At 60.4% G+C, this 19,046-nt stretch carries 20 protein-coding genes; 7 read left to right on the top strand and 13 right to left on the bottom strand.

Annotation, left to right across the window (positions count from 1 at the left end; all coding sequences use genetic code 11):
- Positions 1 to 143: 143 nt before the first annotated feature.
- Positions 144 to 365, bottom strand: coding sequence for a hypothetical protein (locus tag GFS31_RS15700; protein ID WP_198805720.1), 222 nt, complete (start codon positions 363 to 365; stop codon positions 144 to 146).
- Positions 366 to 450: 85 nt separating this feature from the next.
- Here GFS31_RS15700 and GFS31_RS15705 point away from each other — a divergent pair, with 85 nt between their 5' ends.
- On the top strand, positions 451 to 1,278 hold the full coding sequence (locus GFS31_RS15705; protein ID WP_198805721.1) for an SWIM zinc finger family protein: 828 nt from the start codon (positions 451 to 453) through the stop codon (positions 1,276 to 1,278).
- Here GFS31_RS15705 and GFS31_RS15710 read toward each other — a convergent pair.
- A complete protein-coding gene (locus tag GFS31_RS15710; RefSeq protein WP_198805722.1) occupies positions 1,275 to 2,651 on the bottom strand; it encodes a uridine diphosphate-N-acetylglucosamine-binding protein YvcK in 1,377 nt (458 codons plus the stop codon). The two genes, GFS31_RS15705 and GFS31_RS15710, sit on opposite strands and share 4 nt — an antisense overlap.
- 322 nt (positions 2,652 to 2,973) lie before the next feature.
- Here GFS31_RS15710 and GFS31_RS15715 point away from each other — a divergent pair, with 322 nt between their 5' ends.
- On the top strand, positions 2,974 to 3,156 hold the full coding sequence (locus tag GFS31_RS15715) for a CsbD family protein (RefSeq protein WP_198805723.1): 183 nt from the start codon (positions 2,974 to 2,976) through the stop codon (positions 3,154 to 3,156).
- Positions 3,157 to 3,287: 131 nt separating this feature from the next.
- Here GFS31_RS15715 and GFS31_RS15720 read toward each other — a convergent pair whose 3' ends face one another.
- The gene (locus GFS31_RS15720; RefSeq protein WP_198805724.1) at positions 3,288 to 4,493 is read right to left on the bottom strand and encodes a phosphoglycerate kinase; all 1,206 of its coding nucleotides are present in this window, start codon (positions 4,491 to 4,493) and stop codon (positions 3,288 to 3,290) included.
- Positions 4,494 to 4,712: 219 nt separating this feature from the next.
- Between GFS31_RS15720 and GFS31_RS15725 the strand changes: the two genes are divergently transcribed.
- On the top strand, positions 4,713 to 5,117 hold the full coding sequence (locus tag GFS31_RS15725; protein WP_198805725.1) for a universal stress protein: 405 nt from the start codon (positions 4,713 to 4,715) through the stop codon (positions 5,115 to 5,117).
- Positions 5,118 to 5,124: 7 nt separating this feature from the next.
- Here GFS31_RS15725 and GFS31_RS15730 read toward each other — a convergent pair whose 3' ends face one another.
- The 7 genes from GFS31_RS15730 to GFS31_RS15760 form a co-directional block, all read right to left on the bottom strand.
- On the bottom strand, positions 5,125 to 5,397 hold the full coding sequence (locus GFS31_RS15730; protein ID WP_198805726.1) for a DUF3143 domain-containing protein: 273 nt from the start codon (positions 5,395 to 5,397) through the stop codon (positions 5,125 to 5,127).
- Positions 5,398 to 5,449: 52 nt separating this feature from the next.
- Positions 5,450 to 6,049: a J domain-containing protein gene (locus GFS31_RS15735; RefSeq protein ID WP_198805727.1), complete on the bottom strand. Its 600-nt coding sequence runs from the start codon at positions 6,047 to 6,049 to the stop codon at positions 5,450 to 5,452.
- A gap of 61 nt (positions 6,050 to 6,110) precedes the next feature.
- On the bottom strand, positions 6,111 to 6,962 hold the full coding sequence (locus tag GFS31_RS15740) for a YaaW family protein (protein WP_198805728.1): 852 nt from the start codon (positions 6,960 to 6,962) through the stop codon (positions 6,111 to 6,113).
- Between the two features lie 71 nt (positions 6,963 to 7,033).
- Positions 7,034 to 7,846 carry a hypothetical protein gene (locus tag GFS31_RS15745; RefSeq protein WP_198805729.1) on the bottom strand — a complete coding sequence of 271 codons (813 nt, stop codon included), beginning with the start codon at positions 7,844 to 7,846 and terminating at the stop codon, positions 7,034 to 7,036.
- Positions 7,847 to 7,863: 17 nt separating this feature from the next.
- Positions 7,864 to 8,064 carry a photosystem II assembly protein Psb35 gene (psb35, locus tag GFS31_RS15750; RefSeq protein ID WP_198805730.1) on the bottom strand — a complete coding sequence of 67 codons (201 nt, stop codon included), beginning with the start codon at positions 8,062 to 8,064 and terminating at the stop codon, positions 7,864 to 7,866.
- A gap of 85 nt (positions 8,065 to 8,149) precedes the next feature.
- On the bottom strand, positions 8,150 to 10,696 hold the full coding sequence (locus GFS31_RS15755) for an HD family phosphohydrolase (protein ID WP_198805731.1): 2,547 nt from the start codon (positions 10,694 to 10,696) through the stop codon (positions 8,150 to 8,152).
- 133 nt (positions 10,697 to 10,829) lie between these two features.
- A complete protein-coding gene (locus tag GFS31_RS15760) occupies positions 10,830 to 11,642 on the bottom strand; it encodes a hypothetical protein (protein ID WP_198805732.1) in 813 nt (270 codons plus the stop codon).
- A 194-nt stretch (positions 11,643 to 11,836) separates the two neighbouring features.
- Here GFS31_RS15760 and GFS31_RS15765 point away from each other — a divergent pair, with 194 nt between their 5' ends.
- Positions 11,837 to 12,628: a peptidoglycan-binding domain-containing protein gene (locus GFS31_RS15765; protein ID WP_198805733.1), complete on the top strand. Its 792-nt coding sequence runs from the start codon at positions 11,837 to 11,839 to the stop codon at positions 12,626 to 12,628.
- Here the strand turns inward: GFS31_RS15765 and GFS31_RS15770 are convergent.
- On the bottom strand, positions 12,625 to 13,176 hold the full coding sequence (locus tag GFS31_RS15770) for a GUN4 domain-containing protein (RefSeq protein WP_198805734.1): 552 nt from the start codon (positions 13,174 to 13,176) through the stop codon (positions 12,625 to 12,627). The two genes, GFS31_RS15765 and GFS31_RS15770, sit on opposite strands and share 4 nt — an antisense overlap.
- Positions 13,177 to 13,268: 92 nt before the next feature.
- The gene (locus GFS31_RS15775) at positions 13,269 to 14,819 is read right to left on the bottom strand and encodes a GUN4 domain-containing protein (protein WP_198805735.1); all 1,551 of its coding nucleotides are present in this window, start codon (positions 14,817 to 14,819) and stop codon (positions 13,269 to 13,271) included.
- A gap of 268 nt (positions 14,820 to 15,087) precedes the next feature.
- Here GFS31_RS15775 and aroQ point away from each other — a divergent pair, with 268 nt between their 5' ends.
- The 3 genes from aroQ to GFS31_RS15790 all read left to right on the top strand — a co-directional run bounded on the left by aroQ (position 15,088) and on the right by GFS31_RS15790 (position 17,712).
- Positions 15,088 to 15,537, top strand: a complete 450-nt coding sequence (gene aroQ / locus GFS31_RS15780) for a type II 3-dehydroquinate dehydratase (RefSeq protein ID WP_198805736.1) — start codon at positions 15,088 to 15,090, stop codon at positions 15,535 to 15,537.
- Between the two features lie 111 nt (positions 15,538 to 15,648).
- Positions 15,649 to 17,301: an ArnT family glycosyltransferase gene (locus tag GFS31_RS15785; protein WP_198805737.1), complete on the top strand. Its 1,653-nt coding sequence runs from the start codon at positions 15,649 to 15,651 to the stop codon at positions 17,299 to 17,301.
- A gap of 237 nt (positions 17,302 to 17,538) precedes the next feature.
- Positions 17,539 to 17,712, top strand: a complete 174-nt coding sequence (locus GFS31_RS15790; protein ID WP_198805738.1) for a hypothetical protein — start codon at positions 17,539 to 17,541, stop codon at positions 17,710 to 17,712.
- A gap of 125 nt (positions 17,713 to 17,837) precedes the next feature.
- On the opposite strand, the gene GFS31_RS15795 is transcribed toward GFS31_RS15790, so the two are convergent.
- Positions 17,838 to 18,863, bottom strand: coding sequence for an aromatic ring-hydroxylating oxygenase subunit alpha (locus GFS31_RS15795; protein ID WP_198805739.1), 1,026 nt, complete (start codon positions 18,861 to 18,863; stop codon positions 17,838 to 17,840).
- Between the last annotated feature and the right edge of the window lie 183 nt (positions 18,864 to 19,046).

Raw genomic sequence — 19,046 nt, forward strand, 5'->3', positions numbered from 1 at the left:
ATCCGTGGGATACTGCCCTTACATAGAACTGGATCTGGAACTAGGTGTCCGTAGTGTTAGCCACGAAATGGCCCCGGTTTCCGGCGATTTAGCACGATCTCTCGACGCTTGGCCCCATAGATAGGGATTAGGGGCTGGCCCAATTAAAGCTCCAGTAGTTCGCGGTATAGCCCTTTAATCAGGTTGTCTAATTGCTCGTCAGGGCAACAGTCAATCAGGGCATGGAAGACATCCAGCAATTTAGCGGCGCTGTCTCCCATCATGGGGCTGAGGCCCCATACGTCTTGCACCCAGTCTTGGGGGTCGGTAGTATCGAAGATGAGGCGTTCGAGCAACTGCTGGGCTTCAGCCTTAGAAACGGACATGGCATCCTTTGCGATAGGGGCACTTAGCCATCTTAGCGGTAAGTCTGATTCAGCGCCCCATTCCTTAACCTCTCTCGGTGAACCCATGACCGCCTACTCATCGCCCTCTGCCGCTGCCTATGTCCTAGAAGAAGAGGCGTGGTGGGTGCAGCGCTGGGTGGATTTGCTGAACGCCTATCGGTTCAAAAAGCGGCTGGAGCGAGGGCGCATCTATGCGCGGGAGGGGCACATCCTCAGCCTGGAATATGCCGGGGCGAAGGTGACGGCCCTGGTGCAGGGCACCGCCGAGGAGCCCTACAAGCTGTCGATCTGGCTGGATACCTTCAGCGCCGAAGACTGGAACTACGTGATCGATTCCCTCTCGGAGCAGGCGATTCACTCGGCCCAGTTGCTGGCGGGGGAAATGCCCGCCGACATTGAAGCGGTGTTTACCGCCAATGGCCTCAGTTTGTACCCCTTCAGTCTGGGGGAGGTGCATTCCAAATGCAGTTGCCCCGACCCCAAAAACCCCTGCAAGCACATTGCGGCGGTGTATTACCAACTGGGCGACTTGTTTCGGGAAGATCCCTTTGTGCTGTTTCAGTTGCGGGGCCGCAGCCGCGAAAGTTTGCTAGAGGCGTTGCGGCTCAAGCGTCGGGTCATCCCGCCCACCGAGGCAGAAACAGACGCGGCCTTGACCGCCCCGGAGGCCAGCCCCAGCCGTCCGGTGGACACGGTGGATCTGACCCCATTTTGGCGCTACGACGACCCCCTCGACGCTGACCTAGTGGTGATTACCCCCTCCGAAACCACGGTGCTCGATACCCTGGGCAAGCTGCCCCTGCCGCCGGAGGATGCCCCCGCCGTGATGGCGAACCTCAAAACCCTCTACCAATCCGCCGCCCAACAGGCCATGATGCGGGCGCTGGGCTAGGGCCAAATCCGCTGGGTGCGAGAATACCAGCGCAGCAGCACACGGGCCAAGTGGTGGGGATGGTGGCGTACGGTGAGGTCGGGGCGTTCGTCCATGATGTTGGCGGCAATAATGCGACGACCCGAAGCAATCACGGCCTCTCGGTCGAGGATGACGGGGCCAACTCCCTGCTGGGCATAGTGGCGGACGACGGCTTCAGCGGGAGGTGTTTTTTGTACCAGCACCGCATCAAACAGGTGTTGACCACAGGCGGCATCCAGGGCGCGAATGTGGTCGGAGACGGCAAAGCCCTCGGTTTCCCCCGGTTCGGTCATGATGTTGCAGACGTAGACGCGGGGCACGCGCTGGGCGGCGATGGCTTTGACCAGGTCGGGCACCAGCAGGTTAGGAATGATGCTGGTATACAGACTGCCGGGGCCAATGATGATGTAGTCGGCTTCTTCGATGGCGCGGATGGCTTTGGGTAGGGCGGGCGGATTGGGCGGCAAGCAGCCAATCTGGACGATGCGGCGACGGGCCTCAGCAATTTTAGATTCGCCCACAATGCGTCGACCGTTATCCAGTTCGGCCCACAGTTGCACATCGCTGAGGGTGGAGGGCAACACCTGTCCCCGCACCGCCAATACTTTGGAACTCGCGGCAATGGCCTGCTCTAGGTCGCCCGTAATTTCGCTCATGGCGGTGAGAAACAGGTTGCCAAAGCTATGGCCCACCAGCCCGCTGCCCGCCTCAAAGCGATACTTAAACAACTCCGTCAGCAGCTTTTCTTCGTCCGCCAGGGCCGACAGACAGTTGCGGATATCCCCCGGAGGCAGCACACCAATTTCCCGCCGCAGCCGTCCCGAAGACCCGCCATCATCGGCCACGGTGACAATGGCGGTGATGTTGGAACTGTAGTGCTTCAGCCCCCGCAGCAGGTTCGAGAGCCCGGTGCCACCGCCCACCACCACAATCTTCGGCCCCCGCGATAGCCGCCGCTGGGTGAGCAGAGCGTCCAAAAGCTCCTCCTCATGGCCCGGAATCAGCACATCGGTGATGGCTCCCACGGTGCGGGTTTGGCCCCACAAAATCAGCCACAGCCCCAGCAAAATTCCTAGGGGGCCGCTGATGTAGTTGGGGACATAGGTGGTAAACGTCCGCAGCGCCGCCCCTAGCATCTGCCCGGTATAAAACACAGGGGTGAGCCGCAGCCAAATCATCAGACCAGTGCCCACCATCAGCACCCCCATCACGCTGATGAACAGCCACCGCTTCACCAACAGCCCCGGAGCCAGCCACCACACCAAACGACTGGCCCGCCGTGGAGATGACCTGGAGGATCGCCGCCACCGATGGATCTGCTCAAGGAGTATGGACAGGGGGGTGGGCCGCATCGGGGGAGAAAACCAAGATCAACATCGGGTCATATTTAGGGTAGAGCGCCACCCCCACCCCAATGACTAAGGTCGGACTCCAGAGCGTAGCGGGTATCTCTTCCCAGGGATAGTGTAGCTTCTATCACCCTGGGCAAACGCCCGCCATAGCGGTCAGGTTGGACGGAATCGGGGGACAAAGGGCAGGAATCAGCAGCGGAGTACCAATCTCTATAGTTGGATATAGCTAGGGGGAGCCCAGTTTCTGTCGCTGTGCAGAGGGGGATCTAGGGCTCCAACGCTTAGGGTGTAGGAGATGTTCACACCAAGGAGCCAATTCACTATGGCTATTGAAGATCGCATGAAGGCGACCGCTAAAAATGTTGAAGGTAAAGTGCAGGCAGCGGTTGGCGAAATTACAGGCGACCCCAAGGATCAAGCCGTTGGTAAGGCCAAGCAAGCCGAAGCCCGCATCATCCACGCCGAGGAAGATGCCAAGGACAAGCTCAAGGAAGTCATTGATTAGTACGGGCTAGCATCGGGGCTATTGAGTCGATAAGCCCTAGATCAACCCCCAGGGATCGCATTGATTCCTGGGGGTTAGGTCATGGGATGGTCAAGGCACCGGGCGTTTTAGCCACCCGATCCCTAATCAGTCTAGGCTTCATCCAAAGCGGCAATGCCGGGGAGTTCCTTGCCTTCCAGCAGTTCCAGGCTGGCACCGCCCCCGGTGGAGATGTGGCTCATTTGCTCGGCCACGCCCACTTTTTCCACCGCTGCCACGGAATCGCCGCCGCCGATGATGGTGGTGACGCCTTGGGGGGTGAGTTCTGCCAGGGTGTGGGCGATGGCTTCGGTGCCTGCCGCAAACTTATCGAACTCAAACACGCCCATGGGGCCGTTCCAAATCACGGACTTGCACTGCTTCAGCGCCTCTTGGAACACCGTCACCGAGTCAGGGCCGATGTCGAGACCCATCCAGCCGTCGGGGATGGCTTCCACACTGACGGTTTGGGCGTTGGCATCGGGGGCAAACTTGTCGGCCACCACCACATCGGTGGGCAGTAGCAGGTCAACGCCTTTTTCCTTGGCCTTGGCTTCTAGGGCTTTGGCCAGTTCCAGCTTGTCTTCTTCTACCAGAGAACCGCCGACGCTGAGGCCACGGGCTTTGTAGAAGGTGAAGATCATGCCGCCACCGATCAGCAGCTTGTCTACCTTATCCAGCAGGGTTTCGATCACGCCGATTTTGCTGGACACCTTGGAACCGCCGATAATCGCCGCCAGGGGACGCTGGGGGTTTTCGATGGCCGCTTGCAGGTATTGCAGTTCTTTTTCGATCAAATACCCGGCCACGGAGGGGCTGAGGTACTTGGTGACGCCCTCGGTGGAGGCGTGGGCGCGGTGGGCGGTGCCAAAGGCATCGTTCACATACAGATCCGCGTTGGCAGCGAGGGCCTTGGCGAAGTCAGGATCGTTGGCCTCTTCGCCAGCGTAGAAGCGCACGTTTTCTAGCAGGGCCACCTGGCCGTTGCCCATGCCGTTAATGGCGGCGGCCACCTCGTCACCGATGCAGTCGTCGCACTTGATCACCTCTTGGCCCAGCAGTTCGCCTAGGCGCTTGGCCACGGGGGTGAGGCGCATACTCTCGACCACCTGGGCCTTGGGACGACCAAAGTGGCTGGTCAAAATTACCTTGGCCCCTTTGCCCGTCAGGTCTTGGATGGTGGGCAGCGCTGCCCGAATGCGGGTGTCGTCGGTGATGGCCCCTTGGTCATCCAGGGGCACGTTGAAGTCGGCCCGCACCAACACCCGCTTTCCTTCGAGATCGGCAGCGGTCAGACTGGCCACAGATTTTTTGACCATAACAAGAAACCTCCCAAAAACGGCGTAAGAGCTTTGTTAGCGTTGTTTATTACGTTATGCGGCGGGATGGCGAAAGCGGGCGCAACCTTGTCTAAGGTAGAACTTAGCAGGCTAGTACTGCCTAACCAACCTCCGGTGTCTGTCGTAATATTTACCTAATCGACGCCATTATTCTACCGGAGTCCGAGTTCCCTTTTGATTCTGCCCTAGGGATTGGCCATGTTTAAGATCGTTCTCTTTCCCATCGACATGAGTGCCGAGGCGCAACAGGCAAGCCCCAAGGTGGCTGAACTGGTGAAGTTCCACCAAAGCCGCCTGGTGCTGCTCTCGGTGGTAGAACCTGTAGAACCCGATGTCGCTGGCGATCAGCAAACCTCCCCGGAGGCGGTGGCGGCGCTGCTGGGGAAGGCCAAGGATGTGTTTGCCCAGCAGGGCATCGACGCTGAAGCGATTGAACGGGAAGGCCAGCCCGCCTTTGTGATCTGCGATGTGGCCGACGAACTGAACGCCGACCTAATTGTGATGGGCTGTCGTGGCGTGGGCCTAATCGAAGACATCCAGGCCGAAAGCGTCACCACCCGCGTCATCAACCTCTCCCCCTGTCCGGTGTTGATTATTCCCTAGCGTTGTGCTAAGGCCCAGAAAAAATCGCTTCTTCGAGATCCTTGCGGCTGAGGGAATATTTGAAAATCCGCTGCACATCCTTGCCGTCGGCTCCGGCGTTGACATAGCGCACCACCAGGGCATCGATGTCTAAAATCACATCGGCTTCCCAGAGGGGGCGCTGTACGTGCCAGCGGTGGGGCACGTCGCTATTTTGTTCGCAGCCCTGGCGACGCAGCCAGTCTTCAATATCCGGCAGGGTATGGTTATAGAGGGGAGTGCTCGCGGTGGGAAGAGCCATAGAAACAACCTAGGAGAGTAATCAATCGGGTGGGCGTCGTTCCTCTCCTAGCCTACAGCCAAGTGGGTGCCCCCTGAGCAGAACGAGGGCGAGGGGGGGATGGCAAGCTGGGCGCAGGGTCAGCCTCCTTCGGTAGAGGCTCCTGGCGGTCTGGGGTAGGAGGCGCATCGGAGGTTAGGGTAGCGGCCTCTGGCAGTTCGGGATTGATAGCATAGTCTCCACGGGTAAGGCCCACCGTGACCACCAGGGCCAAGCAGGCCACAAAGGTCAGCCCCAGGATAAACAGGGCAAAAATTTCCCCGGCAGACAGGGGCCGATCCGTGGGGTCGAGGTACAGGTTCGATGGTTCCTTGCGGCGGGGCACGGTGCTGCTGGCCCGCGACAGGGGTTCCAGCGGCTGCATCACCGAAATGCGGGAATAGCCCACCTGTTTATCGTAGGTCCAGCGGCGGTCGGGGCTGCTGAGGATGCCGTAGGCTTCGTTGAGCTGCTGAAACTTTTCGGTGGCTTCCTCCTCCGGTAGGGTGGTGGTGTCGGGGTGGTAGAGCTTGCTCAGTTCCCGAAACGCCTGCCGAATTTGCTGGGGGCTTGCGGTCGGCTTCACCCCCAGTCGGTCGTAGTAGGTTTCGGGTCTTGGGTTGGGTGCAGGCATAGACGCCACGGGCCTTTTATCCGCAAAGGTTGATCGGCACAGAAAAACAGTAATGGCTAGGCTAACACGGGGCCGATTCCCATTCCATGAGCGACCGACTGAGGCGAATTTGGGCCAGGGTAAACACCACCGGAATCACCCGACCGTAGTTGGTGGCAATGGTGCGCCAGCCGAGATCCGCCAGAAACCACGTCCACAGGGCGGGGCCAAGCCAAGCCAACAGGGTACGGGTTGCGCCATAGCGGGCCGCATTCACCGCCACCCCACGGGAGGCCATGCCCAGGGCCACCCGGCTCTGGATTTGGGCCAGGGCCGTTCCTCCACCCCGCACCAGGGTTTGCTTGGCCAGTTCATAGCGGGCTACCTGAAACATCACCTGACGGGCCAAATGGTGCAGCAACCAAGGCCGCAACAGCGCACTCACCGCCAGGGCGCTGCCCCCCTTCACCAGCAGCCCCGTGGGATTGGCCTGCAATGCCTGGGGCAAGGTCTGGAACTGGGGCGACTGGGCCAGGGTTTGCCGCAACTCCTTCTGCGCCTGTTGCCGCTCTTTGGGGGGTAATTTCTTCCAGGCTGTCTCAATTAAATGGAGAAATACCTCCGCCTCTAAGTCCTCGGTGGGCCAGGTTTCGGCGTAGGGCAGGCGCAGATAGCGGCACACCTGCACCAGGGATTGGCGATAGGTCATGGTCTGGCTTTGGCCGTGCAGCACCGTCAAGCCATCCGCTGCGAGAAACCGAAACCGCTGCTCCAGTCGATCTAGCCACTCCTGCCGCGAACCGCCCTTGACCGTCAGCGGGTCTAAACGACTCAGGTAATCCAGCGGGTTAAATTTGGGCCGAAACAACATTTCGGTTAACGCCTGGAGTTCTTCCTCCGTGGCCAATTCTAGGGCCGAACGCAGCTCATCCACCACCGCTCACCGTTCGATCATTACCCCTTAATTTTTACACCATCCCAGCGGATAGGTAGCAAAGGAACCGATCACTCGTCGGTGCGATAGCGCACAGTGATACGCCCTTGGCCCAGGTCAAGGATTTCGCCGCCCAGGGCTTGGATGCGCTCAACGGCAATTTGGCGTACTTGGTCATCCACAGCGAGGTTAATCACCTGAACCCAGGCGCTAATTTGGGCAGCTCTGCTGGCGGAATTTTCGGTGAGGAAGGCAGCGGTTTGACGGGAGGCTTCTGCCACTGAGGCCGCTTCCGGCTCATCGGATTGATCGGCCCACTCGGCGGCGGTGATGAAGGACTGACGGGCCGCGTCACCATCCCCTAAAAACAGCAGTTGATCAATACCGAGAAAGCGCCAGACCCGATAGCCACCGGAGGGGAGGGTGGGGGTCATGGAGGTCAGCCCCCGCTGCATCATTTCGATGGTGCGTTCTGGCTGGCCTGCAAAGAGGGAGGTGCTGGCGGAAAGGTAGAGGTAGGGGGTGACAAAGCGCGGATCGCGGTCAACGATCACCTCGAAAAATTCGGGGCTGACGGTGTAACCCACCTGGAGACGGGCATCGACATTACCGAAGTACTGCAAAAAGTTGAGGAACGTCCAGTTCGCGATTAGGTTGTCATAGCCGAAGCTGGGCATTCGACGCAGCAAGGAAAGACGCAGGCGATCCTGGTCTTCCTGGAGGCGTAATTGTTCGGGGCCTTGGGCTCCGGTGGCGACGGCCTGAAGTGCTTGGAACTGCCGCCACTGAAGCCCGCCAATGGCCACTCCCAGCAGCGCCAGCAACCCCGCCATCGTCAGGGCATGGCGCAGGGACTGGGGGTTGAGACGCGCTAGGGGAGCCATAGATCGGGACAGCGGGGTTAGTCGGCGTCGGTGTCGGTAGTTTCAGCGTTCACCTTGGGCACAAAGCCCGGTTTCTCTTTATTTTCCCAGCCGGGGGGGCGCTTGGAGTTATACCAGGCAATCGACCCAATGCTGATGGCGGCGATGAAGCCCACCACATAAACCAGCACAAAGGATGAAGGGAGGCCGCTACCGACCGCACCAAGGGTGAATATCATGGGAATTTGCACTCCAAACTTAGAGAAAACGATTTTAGAGACAGCGATTAGGGGTGGGTATCCCAAATTATAGATGACCACCGCCCTAGCCTACCTTGGGCGCGAGATTGGGCGAGAGAGCCGCCTTGGGATAGGCAATGCGCTTGTGGTTGTACTGCTGCCACACCTGCACAAAAATATCGGCAATCACAGTCATGTGTTCGCGGGTAAGGCCCGATTCCACCAGTTGGTTTTCCTTCCAGCGGGTGCGGAGGATGCGGTTGACCATGGCGAGGGCTTCGTCGGGGGTGGCCTCGGTGAGGGATCGCAGGGCCGCTTCGCAGGAGTCGGCCAGCATGACAATGCCCGTCTCTGGGGACTGGGGAATGGGGCCATCGTAGCGGAAATCGGCCTCCTTCACGGTAATGGTGGGATCGGCCTGGGCCATTTCCTGCGCCTGGTGGTGGAAATAGCTAATCAGCATGGTGCCCTGGTGTTCGGGGATGAACGCTTGGAGTGCCCTGGGCAGGCGGCATTTGCGGGCCATTACCAGCCCCTCGCTAACGTGGCGCTTGATGATGGTGGCGCTGAGCCAGGGGTCGTTGAGCTGGTCGTGCTTGTTGGGGCCACCCATCTGGTTTTCGATGAAGCCCAGGGGGTCGTGCATCTTGCCGATGTCGTGGTAGAGGGTGCCCGCCCGCACCAGTTCCACATTGCAGCCCAGGGCGCGGGCGGCGGCTTCAGCCAAACTGGCCACAAACAGGGTGTGCTGGAAGGTGCCCGGAGCCTCGGAGGCCAACCGCTTCAGCAGGGGCCGATTGGGGTTCGACAACTCGGCCAGGCGGATCGGGGTGATCAAATCAAAGACGTGCTCTAGGTAGGGACTGAGCCCCAGGGCCACAATGCTGGAAAGGACGCCGTAGATGCCCTGCATGGCGGCTCCGGCCAAAATACCCGACCAGGCCGACACCAGCGACACTGGATTGACAATCATCGTCAACAGCAGGTAAACCACGCCCTGGGTCAACCCGACACTCCCCCCTAGCAGGGCCAGTTCCTCACGGGAACGCATCCGCCCCGCCAGCAGGCTGCACACCATGGCCCCCGCCACCCCTGCCACCCAAGACACCCCGCTCACGGTGGATCCAATGGGCAGCAGCACCGCCAAGAGCCCCACCAGGGTACCCCCCAGCACTGGCCCATAGAAATTCCCGGCCAGTAGGCCAATGGCTGGCAAGCCATAGGCGGCCACTCCGAGGGCTTTGAGGATGCCTGCACTCACCACCATGGCCGAGAGCAAGATGTAGTCTTGCTGGCGCAAATGCTGGGAACTCCAGCGTTCGATCACCAAAAAGAGGCCGATACCGCCGGACACCAGCCCCCCAAACAGGGCTAGCCCCCAGGCATTAAACCGCCGCTGGCTGAGGTTGAAATAGTCGAGCAGGACAAATTGCCCGTGGGTAATATTCTCCCCTGCGGCCACAATCCGGTCGCCCCGGCGAATGTCTACCAGCACGGGCCTGACGGCTTCGGCGGCCATATCAGCCTTGAGGCGAGTTTGGTCGGGATCCTCAATCAGGTTGGGCTGGAGGCTCACTTGCAGCAGTTGGCTGGCGATCTCTTCCCCTGGTCGGGGGACGGTGCCCCTCAACTGGGTTTGAATGGCTCGATACAGCACCTCCGAGGATAACCCTGGCGGAATGCCCTGGGCCAACATGCGCTCTGCGGCCTGCCGCACGCCCACCTGGGTTCCAGTCCAGTGATCGGCCCCTAAATCCAGCACCGTAGGGGAATAGGTTAACCCTTCAACCTGGTTGGACAGCAGCGCTAGGTTAGCCTGGGCCTCCTGGTAGCTCTGACGAGCCTGCTCTACGTTATCCAGCAGGGTTTTAAATTCCCTCACGGAGGATCGCTGGGCGTAGTTCCACAGCTCCCGCATGGCCTGCTGTTGGGCAGGGGTCAGGGTTTGCCCCTGAACCAAACCGTCAAGGCTGAGACGGAGCACCTGGGCCGAGGCGGCGTCGCTTTCGCTCAGGGGGAGCACAAAACTCCGCAGCTTCAGCCAAGTGGCATCGTTGGAGCGGCGCAGGTACGTTTGCACCTGGGTAGACAGCACATCCGTGGGCACAAAGGGAAAGGGGCCTGCCTCGCGCCGCAGCGTTGTGAGCTGGGCCGTCGCATTTTGGAGGGAGCGTAGGGCTGTTTCCGTTGCGGTGGTGTCCACCTTCAGCACCCGCAAAGCCCCATTGCGGGCATCCCGACGTCGTTCTTCGGTGGTTTGCTTATCCTCCACCGAGGCATCGGCAGGGGCATAGATGGTGTCTGGGGCCACACTGCCTGCCTGCAAACTGGGCTGGTTGTAAAAGCGCTGACCCAGCATGGCCGTGAGCCCGATGGTAGCCAGTAGGATGGCCAAACGGGGATGACGAATGTCGCGGTGGCGTTTGGTGGCACGGCAGGGCATCAAAGCCTGCCCCCGGCTTAACGACGATCTGGGCCGCGCCGCCATGGGGGGCGCACTGGGGCCACGGGCGTTCTGGGCTAGCTTCACTGGGGAGGCCAAGGGCAACGTAGGAAGTTTATCCGCCGTGACCTCTGGCGCTGTCGAGACCCAGTGCTCGATGGCGGTAACAAATTCCTTAAGCGCTCTCATAGGCTAGGTTGGTTCAGCGATTCGGCGCAGCAAACCCGTTAGCAAACCCGTTAGCAAACCCGTTAGCAAACTCATTTCGCACGTCCATCTAGAATGATAACCCTCCGCTAGGGCGTGGCCATGCATCACCGCCCTAGGTCATCTCAGAATCCCTTGCCATTATAAGGGCTGGTTCGAGAGACCGTGGCCTTTCCCCGGCCCACTGCTGATAGAGGGCATCAGCCAGGGCGTCCATTTGAGTCATGGTGTAGCCCTGCCAGCTTGGCCCTAGGTGACGTTCTCCATGCCCTAGGCCGGGAAGCCCACCCACCCCCGCCCTAGAAATAGTCAGCAGCCCGACCAAGGCCCGTGCCGCCGATGGCCAGCCCCACCGATGGGCTAGGGTCAGGGCCAGAGACCACTGACCGGGGAGGGAGTCTACCAGGGCGCAGAGGTCGGCAAAGGTAGGGCAGGCCATCTCCCCCATTCGATCCCAGTCCCTCCGGGGATCCCCTCGCCCAGGGCCAGTGCTCTGGGCGACCCAATTGATATGTCCTGAGGACTGAAGCCGTCCCGGTTGTCCTAGGCGCTGAAAATAATCGTCTAGGGCCTTCTGCGTGGCGAAACTCAGCCCTATCTCTTGTCCCCAGGCTTGTATCACGCTCCGGCGGTGGCCGTAGGGATTGCGGTTAATCAGCAACAACGGCGTAGCCACCACTAGTTCGATCAAGATTTGCTCCTGAATCGTAGGCGCAACCACCTGGGCTAACGCCCCGTGCCACGCCTCTGCATAGAGGGTTTGCCCCGCCGCACACAGCTCCGCCACCGCCAGAAACGCCCTAGGCCAAGGCATGGGGAATGATTCTGAGGGTGCCGCATCCCCTAGGGGGCCGCCGTCCGCCAGCACCAGGCCACGCAGAAGAGGCCGAAAGCCCTGCGGCCCATTGCACCAGTTTGTCCGAGCCATCCTCATCGTCAACGTCCTGCGCTAGCATCTAAGGCCCCCATCGTAAGCCCCCGTCGTAAGTACTACATGAGGAGCCGCCCATCCACCGGGGGAGCGGTCTATAATGGCTGTCGGCTAAGCCCGTTTGGTCTCCCTTGGCCTAGGTTATGGTAGCCCTTGCCTGACCTCCTTGCGGTCTTCCTGGAGTCATGCCCATGTTTAAGCGTTCTCTGTTGTTGTCCCGTCCTTGGTGGCCTGTGTCCCTGCGAGGGCTGGGGCTGTCTGTGTTGTTGGCCGCTGGCCTAGGGCTGAGCCAAAGCGCCTTAGCCCAACAACCCGGTGCCGATGTGCCCACCAACCCAGCTAATCCCACCATGAGCGGCGGACGCATTGTGCGCCCCACCCTGCGCCTCGGCAGCCAGGGAGATTCTGTCCGCGAGCTCCAGTCGATGCTGATTCTGCTGGGCTACTACACGGGGCCTGTGTCCGGCCTGTATCAAGAAGATACCCAACTGGCGGTGCAGCGGTTCCAGCAGGCGGCCTCGATTACCGCCGACGGCATTGTGGGGCCAGCGACCTGGAGCAAACTGCTACCTGCCCCCGCCGCTGAGGTAACGCCACCGGGCCAAACCGTGGCCACCAACCCTTCCCCTAGCAATCCGGCTCCCACTAGCCCTGCGCCGATGAATCCAGCTCCCGCCAATCCAGCCCCTGCAAGCCCGGCTCCTGCGAACCCGGCCCCCGCCAATCCGGCCCCTGCTCGTCCCGCCCCGACTGCCCCCGCTACGCCGCCGCCATCGGCCAGTTTGCCCATCCTGCGCCCCGGCATGGAGGGGGATGCGGTGCGGTTTCTACAGCAGCGGCTGCGGGCCATGCAGGTCTATAGCGGCCCCATTAGCGGCGTGTTTGGCCCCCAAACTGAGGCTGCGGTGCGCCAACTTCAGCAAACCCGCAATCTCACCGTGGACGGCATCGTTGGCCCCGCCACCTGGAACGCCCTCAACTAGGCCACCTGGCTACAGCGGGCCATCCGCAGCATCAGGGCGTCGAGGCGGGCCAAATCGGCAAAGCCCCCGCCCCGCCCGGTGCCCAAGCCCCCAGCCTTGAGGGATTCCATCCAGGTCAGCCGCCAGTACCAGAGGGCGGGCAGGTGTCCGGCGGGGGCGTCTAGGCTAAAGTTGAGGAAATCGTAGAACTTGAAAAAGGCCAGGGGCCGGGGCACCGTCACCATCAACCAGCCCACCGCCTGACAAAAGGGGTGCGGGTTGGCGGGGCTGAGGCTGGCGGGGTCAAACCCTGGGTCAAGGTCTTGGTAAAGGCGCTGCTGCACCGAAAAGCCAAACTGCCCCTGGCTGGCATTCACCCACAGCCAGTCGATGCGGTGCAGCAGGTGGCAGGGCATGAGGGCGAGGTCAGTGGGGGTGAGGCTACCCTCCCGTTGACGGTGGGCGGCATTCAGCATGAGAACATGGGTGACTTGGTCGGCGGCTTGCCATTCTTGGCCGTGCAGCAGGGCTGCGAGGTCGGTCATCGTCCAATCTTGGGGGGATGTCACAGCGTCTCCTGGGTAGATAGCACCTGAAGGGAATAGGGCCTGATGGTGGTAGATGGGGCGGTGAAGTACGGCACAGGGCTACGGGAATGGGCCTAGACGGTCTCAGGAGCACTAGGGGGCGGGGTGCCGGGATGGCCGGAGAGCCCGTAGTCGCCGGAGAGCCCGTGGTCGCCGGAGAGGGCAATGGCGGGGATTGAGGGGGGTGGGCTCCCCGTGGCCAAGCATTTTTCGAGATGCAAGAACAGCGCCTCCACCACCGATTCGCTTACGGTGTAGCCATTTTCCAGGCTGGGGCAACACCAGCGCCAGGTGGGCAGGTGGCCAGCGGGAGCACTGCTGCTAAACTGCAAGCTCTTGTAGGGTTTGATGCCCCCCGTCAGGCTGAGTCGAGAACCCCGCCAGTCGAGGGCGCGGAGAAAGTCCATGGGGCGTCGATCCACGTGAAGGTAGACCTGCTGTTGAGCCTTGAAACCAAAGCGGCCCTGGCTATAACGGCTCCAGAGGGTGTCGATGGTGATCAGATCCACACAGGGCAGTTGCAGAATGGCATTGCGATCTAGGGGCTCCATATTGTGCCGCAGCGCCTTGAGGATAACGTTTTCGGTCTCTTCGTCGGCCTTGCGCCATAGGTTTGACCACAGCAGTTGTCGCAGTCGGCCATAGTCAATTCCCAGCACCGACTGAATCGCCCCGTACAGCTCGCTCCGCACGACCTCCTCCAGCCGCAGCGCCTCTTCAGGGTCGATGTGCCAAAGGCGGCGGGCCTGCTCTAAGCGGCCCCGGTCAAAATCGGGCGGGTAGAGGGTTGTTTGCATGGCCTGATGCAGCATCTCGCGATACTGCCCTAGGACGTTCTGGCGTTCAAACTCTTGCTCGTGATGTTGGTCGTGGAGTTCGGCCTGTTGGGCGGCTTTTTGAGCGGCTTCGGCCTCGGCTTGCCGCTGTTGGCGAATGGCCTCCGCCTGCACCTGAATCGTGGTTAACTGCTCCTGGTAGAGAGTTTGGGCCACCGCCAGGGGCAGACCCAGGCTTTCCGCCAGTTCCGTCAGGGTTGCCCAGGTTTCCTCGGAGAGCGGACTTTGACGCGCCAGTTCCTCCATCAACACCTGGTTAAAGTAGCGGCGCTTTTCCGCCAGGGTTTGGTAGGGGCCAAGGGCTTGGGATTTCAGGGCGTTGGCCTCCGATTCTGACAGGCCCAACCGCTGGCGCAATAGCTCCAGGTTGGCTTCCTCGGCGGGGGACAGTTCGCCGTGGGTGTGGCCGTAGGTTTCGGCCTTGGCCAGGTAGAGGCTGTGGGGATCCACCATGTCCTCCACCAGGTAGATCACCTGGGCCAAGGTTTCGGCCTCCTGGGTCTCCACCTGCACCGCCATCGCTCCGTAGCGAATTTCCACCGCTGTTGGTTGGGGATAGTCCTCTAGGCGATCACACAGCCGCCGCACCACCGCCCGCAGCCGATCCACCGGGATCTCAAACCGCACCCCCCGCCACCGATCCGCCTGAAACGGCCCCTCACCCTGGGGCTGGCGCAGCACCTCCATGGCCAAGCCCCCCAGGCCATTCAAGGCCCGCACATCCGCCTGAAGGTATTGCACCTCGGTGGTGGCGTCTTCCCCAGATAGGTTGGGGTCAACTAGTTGCACAACAAACCCCAAACGGGGCCGATTCATATCCTCCGGCATGGGCAGTGGCCCTGTGATGGCAGTACCTAGCCACAGTTATAGCAGCCTAGCTTTCCCGTGGAGCGAAGTTTCTCTGCCCTGCCAAACTCGCGGATTTGATGGGTGGCTGGTCTACAATCGACATCGACCGGAATTTTCATGGGAATTTCGATTCGATGGTTTTTGCGGCAACGGTGAAGGGTGTTGCGGCAAGGGCTTTTGATGGATCAAGGATAAGGAGAGTCTGCCTTTGTACCGCATTCAAATCATCCACGGCCCCAATTTGAACATGCTGGGCCTGCGCGAACCGGGCATCTACGGCACCCAAACCCTGGCCAGTATCAACGAGATGCTGATGGCCGAAGCGGAGGTTTTGGGGGTGACGGCGGAGGCCTTTCAGTCCAACAGCGAGGGGGCCTTGGTCGATTGCATCCAGGCTACCTTTGGCCAAAAGGACGGCATTGTGATTAACCCCGGAGCCTACACCCACACCAGCGTGGCCCTGCGGGATGCCATCGCAGCGGTGGGCTTGCCCACGGTGGAAGTTCACCTCAGCAATATCCATAAACGGGAAGAATTCCGCCACCATTCCTACATTGCCCCGGTGGCTCTGGGCCAAATCTGCGGTTTTGGGGCCGACAGCTATCGCCTAGGGCTCCGTGCCTTGGTACAACACCTCCAATCGATCCTGGTCGTCTAACGCCCCTCCGTCAGCCCCCAGGCTAGCCCAGATACGAATTGGTATTTACGACTGGGACAGGCAAGGTAAGGTTTATCGGTAGAGTGGGGAAGCGTTGCCGATGGGAACAGCATGACCAGATGGATTGAGGATCGAGATCGGGGACAGCGGGGATTGATTGGGCTGTTGGTGGGCGGGCTTGTCTACCGCACCATCGTAGCGATCTGGCTGCTGCCCGGTTTTGATGAAGCCTACTACTATCTCTACAGCCGCCACCTGAACTGGAGCTACTTCGACCATCCCATCATGGTGGCGCTGACGACGGGGCTGGGCTGGTGGACGACGGGAATCATCTCGCCGCTGACGATTCGGGTGGGGGCGTTGCTGTTGTATGGGATTAGCCTGGGATTGTTGTACCTAGCGGCAAGACGGATGCACAACCCAGCGGTGGGCCAGATGACCCTGGCCTTTGGCACCTTGATGCCGCTGATTGTGATTTCCTTCGGCATTTTGACGTCCCCAGACAACGGCCTGATGCTGTTCTGGAGTGCGACCCTCCTTGTGGCTCTGTGGGAGTTTTTCCCCACCCGTCGCCGCCTCAATTACTATGGCGTGATTGGGAACGCCTACATCCCTACCTGGCGGGTGGCGCTGCTGGGGGGATTGGTGGGCTTGGCCTGCATCAGCAAGTACCACGGCTTTGTGCTGGGGTTGGGGCTGGTGGGGTTTTGCCTCAGTCGCCAGCCCTACCGCAAGGTGTTTCAATCGCCCTGGCTGGTGGTGTCGGTAGGGTGTTTTGCCCTCGCCCTCGCCCCGCTGCTATATTGGAACGCCCAGCACGACTGGATTTCCTTTCGCTTTCACCTGGGGATGCGCTTTGATGGCGGCAGCGATGAACCGAGCCCCTTTCGCTTTGGGCAAATGGTGGGCTACTGGCTGCTGTCCAACGTGTATCTCTTTCCGCTGTTTGGATTGCCCCTGTGGTGGGTCACGCTGCGCCAAACAGGGCAACAGTGCCTGATGGCCTTCACCCCCAGTTGGGATACCCAGGAAGCCCAGGGCCGGGATCAGTTGGCGCTGGTGCTGTGGCTGTCGCTGCCGATTGTGGTGCTGTTTACGGCGCTGGGGGGCAAGCAGCAAATTTTCCCCGCTTGGCCCGCTCCGGGCTATTGGGGTTTGCTGATTTTGCTCGGTGCCCAGGGGGTGATTTGGCAGCGGCGCAGACCCCGACTAGTGCAGCGGTGGCTGTGGGGATCAGGGCTATTTTTAGCCATCCTATCGGTGATTGCCCTGCTGCATCTGCAACTGGGATTTCTGCAACAGCCCAGCCGCTATGCGCCTTTGGGCGGTCTGATCCCCGTCGAACAGGATGGCTCCACAGAGCTGATTGACACCCTGCAACTGCGCCGCCTGATGGCCGAGAACCCCGAACTGCAAGCCACCCTGCCCGAAATCGGCTTTATTTTCACCAACGAATACTACCTCGGCGGCTATTTCGACATGGCCATCCACCCCCTGGGCGATGTGCCTGTTACGGCCTTCAGCCAAGACCCCAGGGGCTTTGCCTTCTGGTTCAACCAAGCTAACTGGCTCGGCCAAGATGCCCTGTATCTAACCCTGGAGCGCTTCGCCCAAGAACCCGATATTCTGGCCCAATACCAACCCCTATTTGACACCATCGAACCCCTCACCACCCTAGCCCTGCGCCGGGGCGGCGAGGTGACGGAAACCATTCACGTTTTCAAAGCCAGCCGCTTCAACCAGATCTATCGCTATCCCTACTAAGCCTAAATTCCGGTTGCTTACCCTGCTTTGAAAGCCAACTCCGATCAGACTGATCTGGCTGTGGGCGTAGCCTCCTCAACGAGGAAAGCCTTAAGCTATGTAGGAGGGTTCTATGGGAATGTAGTATAAGATTTTACATCCATCGGTGGACGGGGCGGTGTAGCTTAGGTAGCTGGCTCCCTTCCGAGATAGGATAGAATCCCCGCTGCCCCTTGAATTCCTAGTGCTTGTGTGACGATGGCCGAAACCATTCCCCTCCTCTGGCTACCCATGTTTCTGCATTGCGTGATTGGCCTCGTTGCAGCCCAAGTGGCCTCCCGTAAGGGGTATGACCTCGGCCTTTGGCTGCTTTGGGGGCTTCTGGGCGGCACCATAGCCTTGATCGATGCCCTCCGGCGAACTTCGGTATGAATCTTGCCGCCCTTGCCCAACTCTTGCGGGTGGGTGGGGGTATCCTGCGGGCCGCAGGCTGAGACCTATAGCAGGCGACATCGTGGGGGATGACCGTTGCCATACGGTGTCCCTCTGGGCTGGGGCTAATGATCGGGTCGCCGCTGCTCGCTTTCGCCGTGGTCTTTCAGGAGTTTGGCCAGTCGGTGGCGCATGAGGATGCCGGGTCGGTCGCTGGCCATGTGTTGTTCTTCCGCCAAGGAAAGAGGGGCGTCGTAGTCGGTGCCTTCCAAAATCACCCGGTCTTCTGATGTCACCTGACGATCAAAGGCGATGATGTCGGCGGCTTTGGCTTCGGTTTCGGTGTCGTTGCGGAGGCAGAACTGCACCACCTGGGAATGTTGATCATCGATGGGGGTGTAGGCGGTAAAAATCAGGTGAATCAAGCCATTGGGATACTCGATATGCAGGGTGCGGGCAAAGGGCATGTACCAGGTGCGGGTATTGGTGCGGATGGTCTTTTCGCCCTCAATGCCCAGGTTTTTCTTTTGTAGGTCGGGGTTTAGCACCTCTAGCCAGTGCTTCATGACAAAGCCAAAGCTGGTTTCCGTCACCTCATCAATCGGTGGCGGCTGGGGGTTGGCCATATCGCCCCAAGAACTGGCGTGGACAAAGTGCCCGTGGGCGCTGTCGAAGGAGTTTTCGATGGCGCGCAGACCACCGACCTGCCAAGGTTCATAGAATTCGTGGATAAACCGAAAGCTGGGGTCAGTAAACTGAGGAATTTCAGGGATGGCCTGGAGCGGATTGTCATCGAGACAGACCCACACGTAGCCGTAGCGTTCTTGGCACAGGTAAGAGGGTACCTGATAGGTTTTGGGAATGGCCGTGCCCGGATCAATTTGGGGGACGGTGGTGCAAGTGCCCAGGGCATCGTAGGCCCAGCCGTGGTAGGGGCAGCGCACACAGCCGTTTTGCACAACGCCCTTCGATAACTGGGCCGAGCGATGGCAGCAGCGATCCGCTAGGGCCGCAGGTTGGCCCCCGTTGCCTAACCACAGCACCAAAGGTTGCCCCATCAAGGTAAACGACTGGGGGCCCTGGAGCAGGTGATCCACGGGAATGACGGGATACCAAAAGCGGCGAAGAACGGGCTGCTGGGTCGTGAGCATAGCGGCGGGGCAAATGGGAAAAATCAGGGGTAACTATGGGCCAAGGGCTCGCCGCAGGGTGCGAACCATGGGGATGTGATCGCGCCTAAACAGATGGGGATCATGCAGACCACAGACCACCCATCGGTTCTAAGGTCGAGCCCTGGGTCGTCCACCCCCACTTCTATGGACGTTAGGGGACAA

This window comes from Leptolyngbya sp. BL0902, from assembly GCF_016403105.1.
Classification (GTDB): Bacteria; Cyanobacteriota; Cyanobacteriia; order Phormidesmidales; family Phormidesmidaceae; genus Nodosilinea.

Coding starts and splice junctions, on each gene's coding strand:
- GFS31_RS15700 (WP_198805720.1), bottom strand. CDS start 365: ATGTCCGTTTCTAAGGCTGAAGCCCAGCAGTTGCTCGAACGCCTCATC.
- GFS31_RS15705 (WP_198805721.1), top strand. CDS start 451: ATGACCGCCTACTCATCGCCCTCTGCCGCTGCCTATGTCCTAGAAGAA.
- GFS31_RS15710 (WP_198805722.1), bottom strand. CDS start 2,651: ATGCGGCCCACCCCCCTGTCCATACTCCTTGAGCAGATCCATCGGTGG.
- GFS31_RS15715 (WP_198805723.1), top strand. CDS start 2,974: ATGGCTATTGAAGATCGCATGAAGGCGACCGCTAAAAATGTTGAAGGT.
- GFS31_RS15720 (WP_198805724.1), bottom strand. CDS start 4,493: ATGGTCAAAAAATCTGTGGCCAGTCTGACCGCTGCCGATCTCGAAGGA.
- GFS31_RS15725 (WP_198805725.1), top strand. CDS start 4,713: ATGTTTAAGATCGTTCTCTTTCCCATCGACATGAGTGCCGAGGCGCAA.
- GFS31_RS15730 (WP_198805726.1), bottom strand. CDS start 5,397: ATGGCTCTTCCCACCGCGAGCACTCCCCTCTATAACCATACCCTGCCG.
- GFS31_RS15735 (WP_198805727.1), bottom strand. CDS start 6,049: ATGCCTGCACCCAACCCAAGACCCGAAACCTACTACGACCGACTGGGG.
- GFS31_RS15745 (WP_198805729.1), bottom strand. CDS start 7,846: ATGGCTCCCCTAGCGCGTCTCAACCCCCAGTCCCTGCGCCATGCCCTG.
- psb35 (WP_198805730.1), bottom strand. CDS start 8,064: ATGATATTCACCCTTGGTGCGGTCGGTAGCGGCCTCCCTTCATCCTTT.
- GFS31_RS15755 (WP_198805731.1), bottom strand. CDS start 10,696: ATGAGAGCGCTTAAGGAATTTGTTACCGCCATCGAGCACTGGGTCTCG.
- GFS31_RS15760 (WP_198805732.1), bottom strand. CDS start 11,642: ATGGCTCGGACAAACTGGTGCAATGGGCCGCAGGGCTTTCGGCCTCTT.
- GFS31_RS15765 (WP_198805733.1), top strand. CDS start 11,837: ATGTTTAAGCGTTCTCTGTTGTTGTCCCGTCCTTGGTGGCCTGTGTCC.
- GFS31_RS15785 (WP_198805737.1), top strand. CDS start 15,649: ATGACCAGATGGATTGAGGATCGAGATCGGGGACAGCGGGGATTGATT.
- GFS31_RS15790 (WP_198805738.1), top strand. CDS start 17,539: ATGGCCGAAACCATTCCCCTCCTCTGGCTACCCATGTTTCTGCATTGC.
- GFS31_RS15795 (WP_198805739.1), bottom strand. CDS start 18,863: ATGCTCACGACCCAGCAGCCCGTTCTTCGCCGCTTTTGGTATCCCGTC.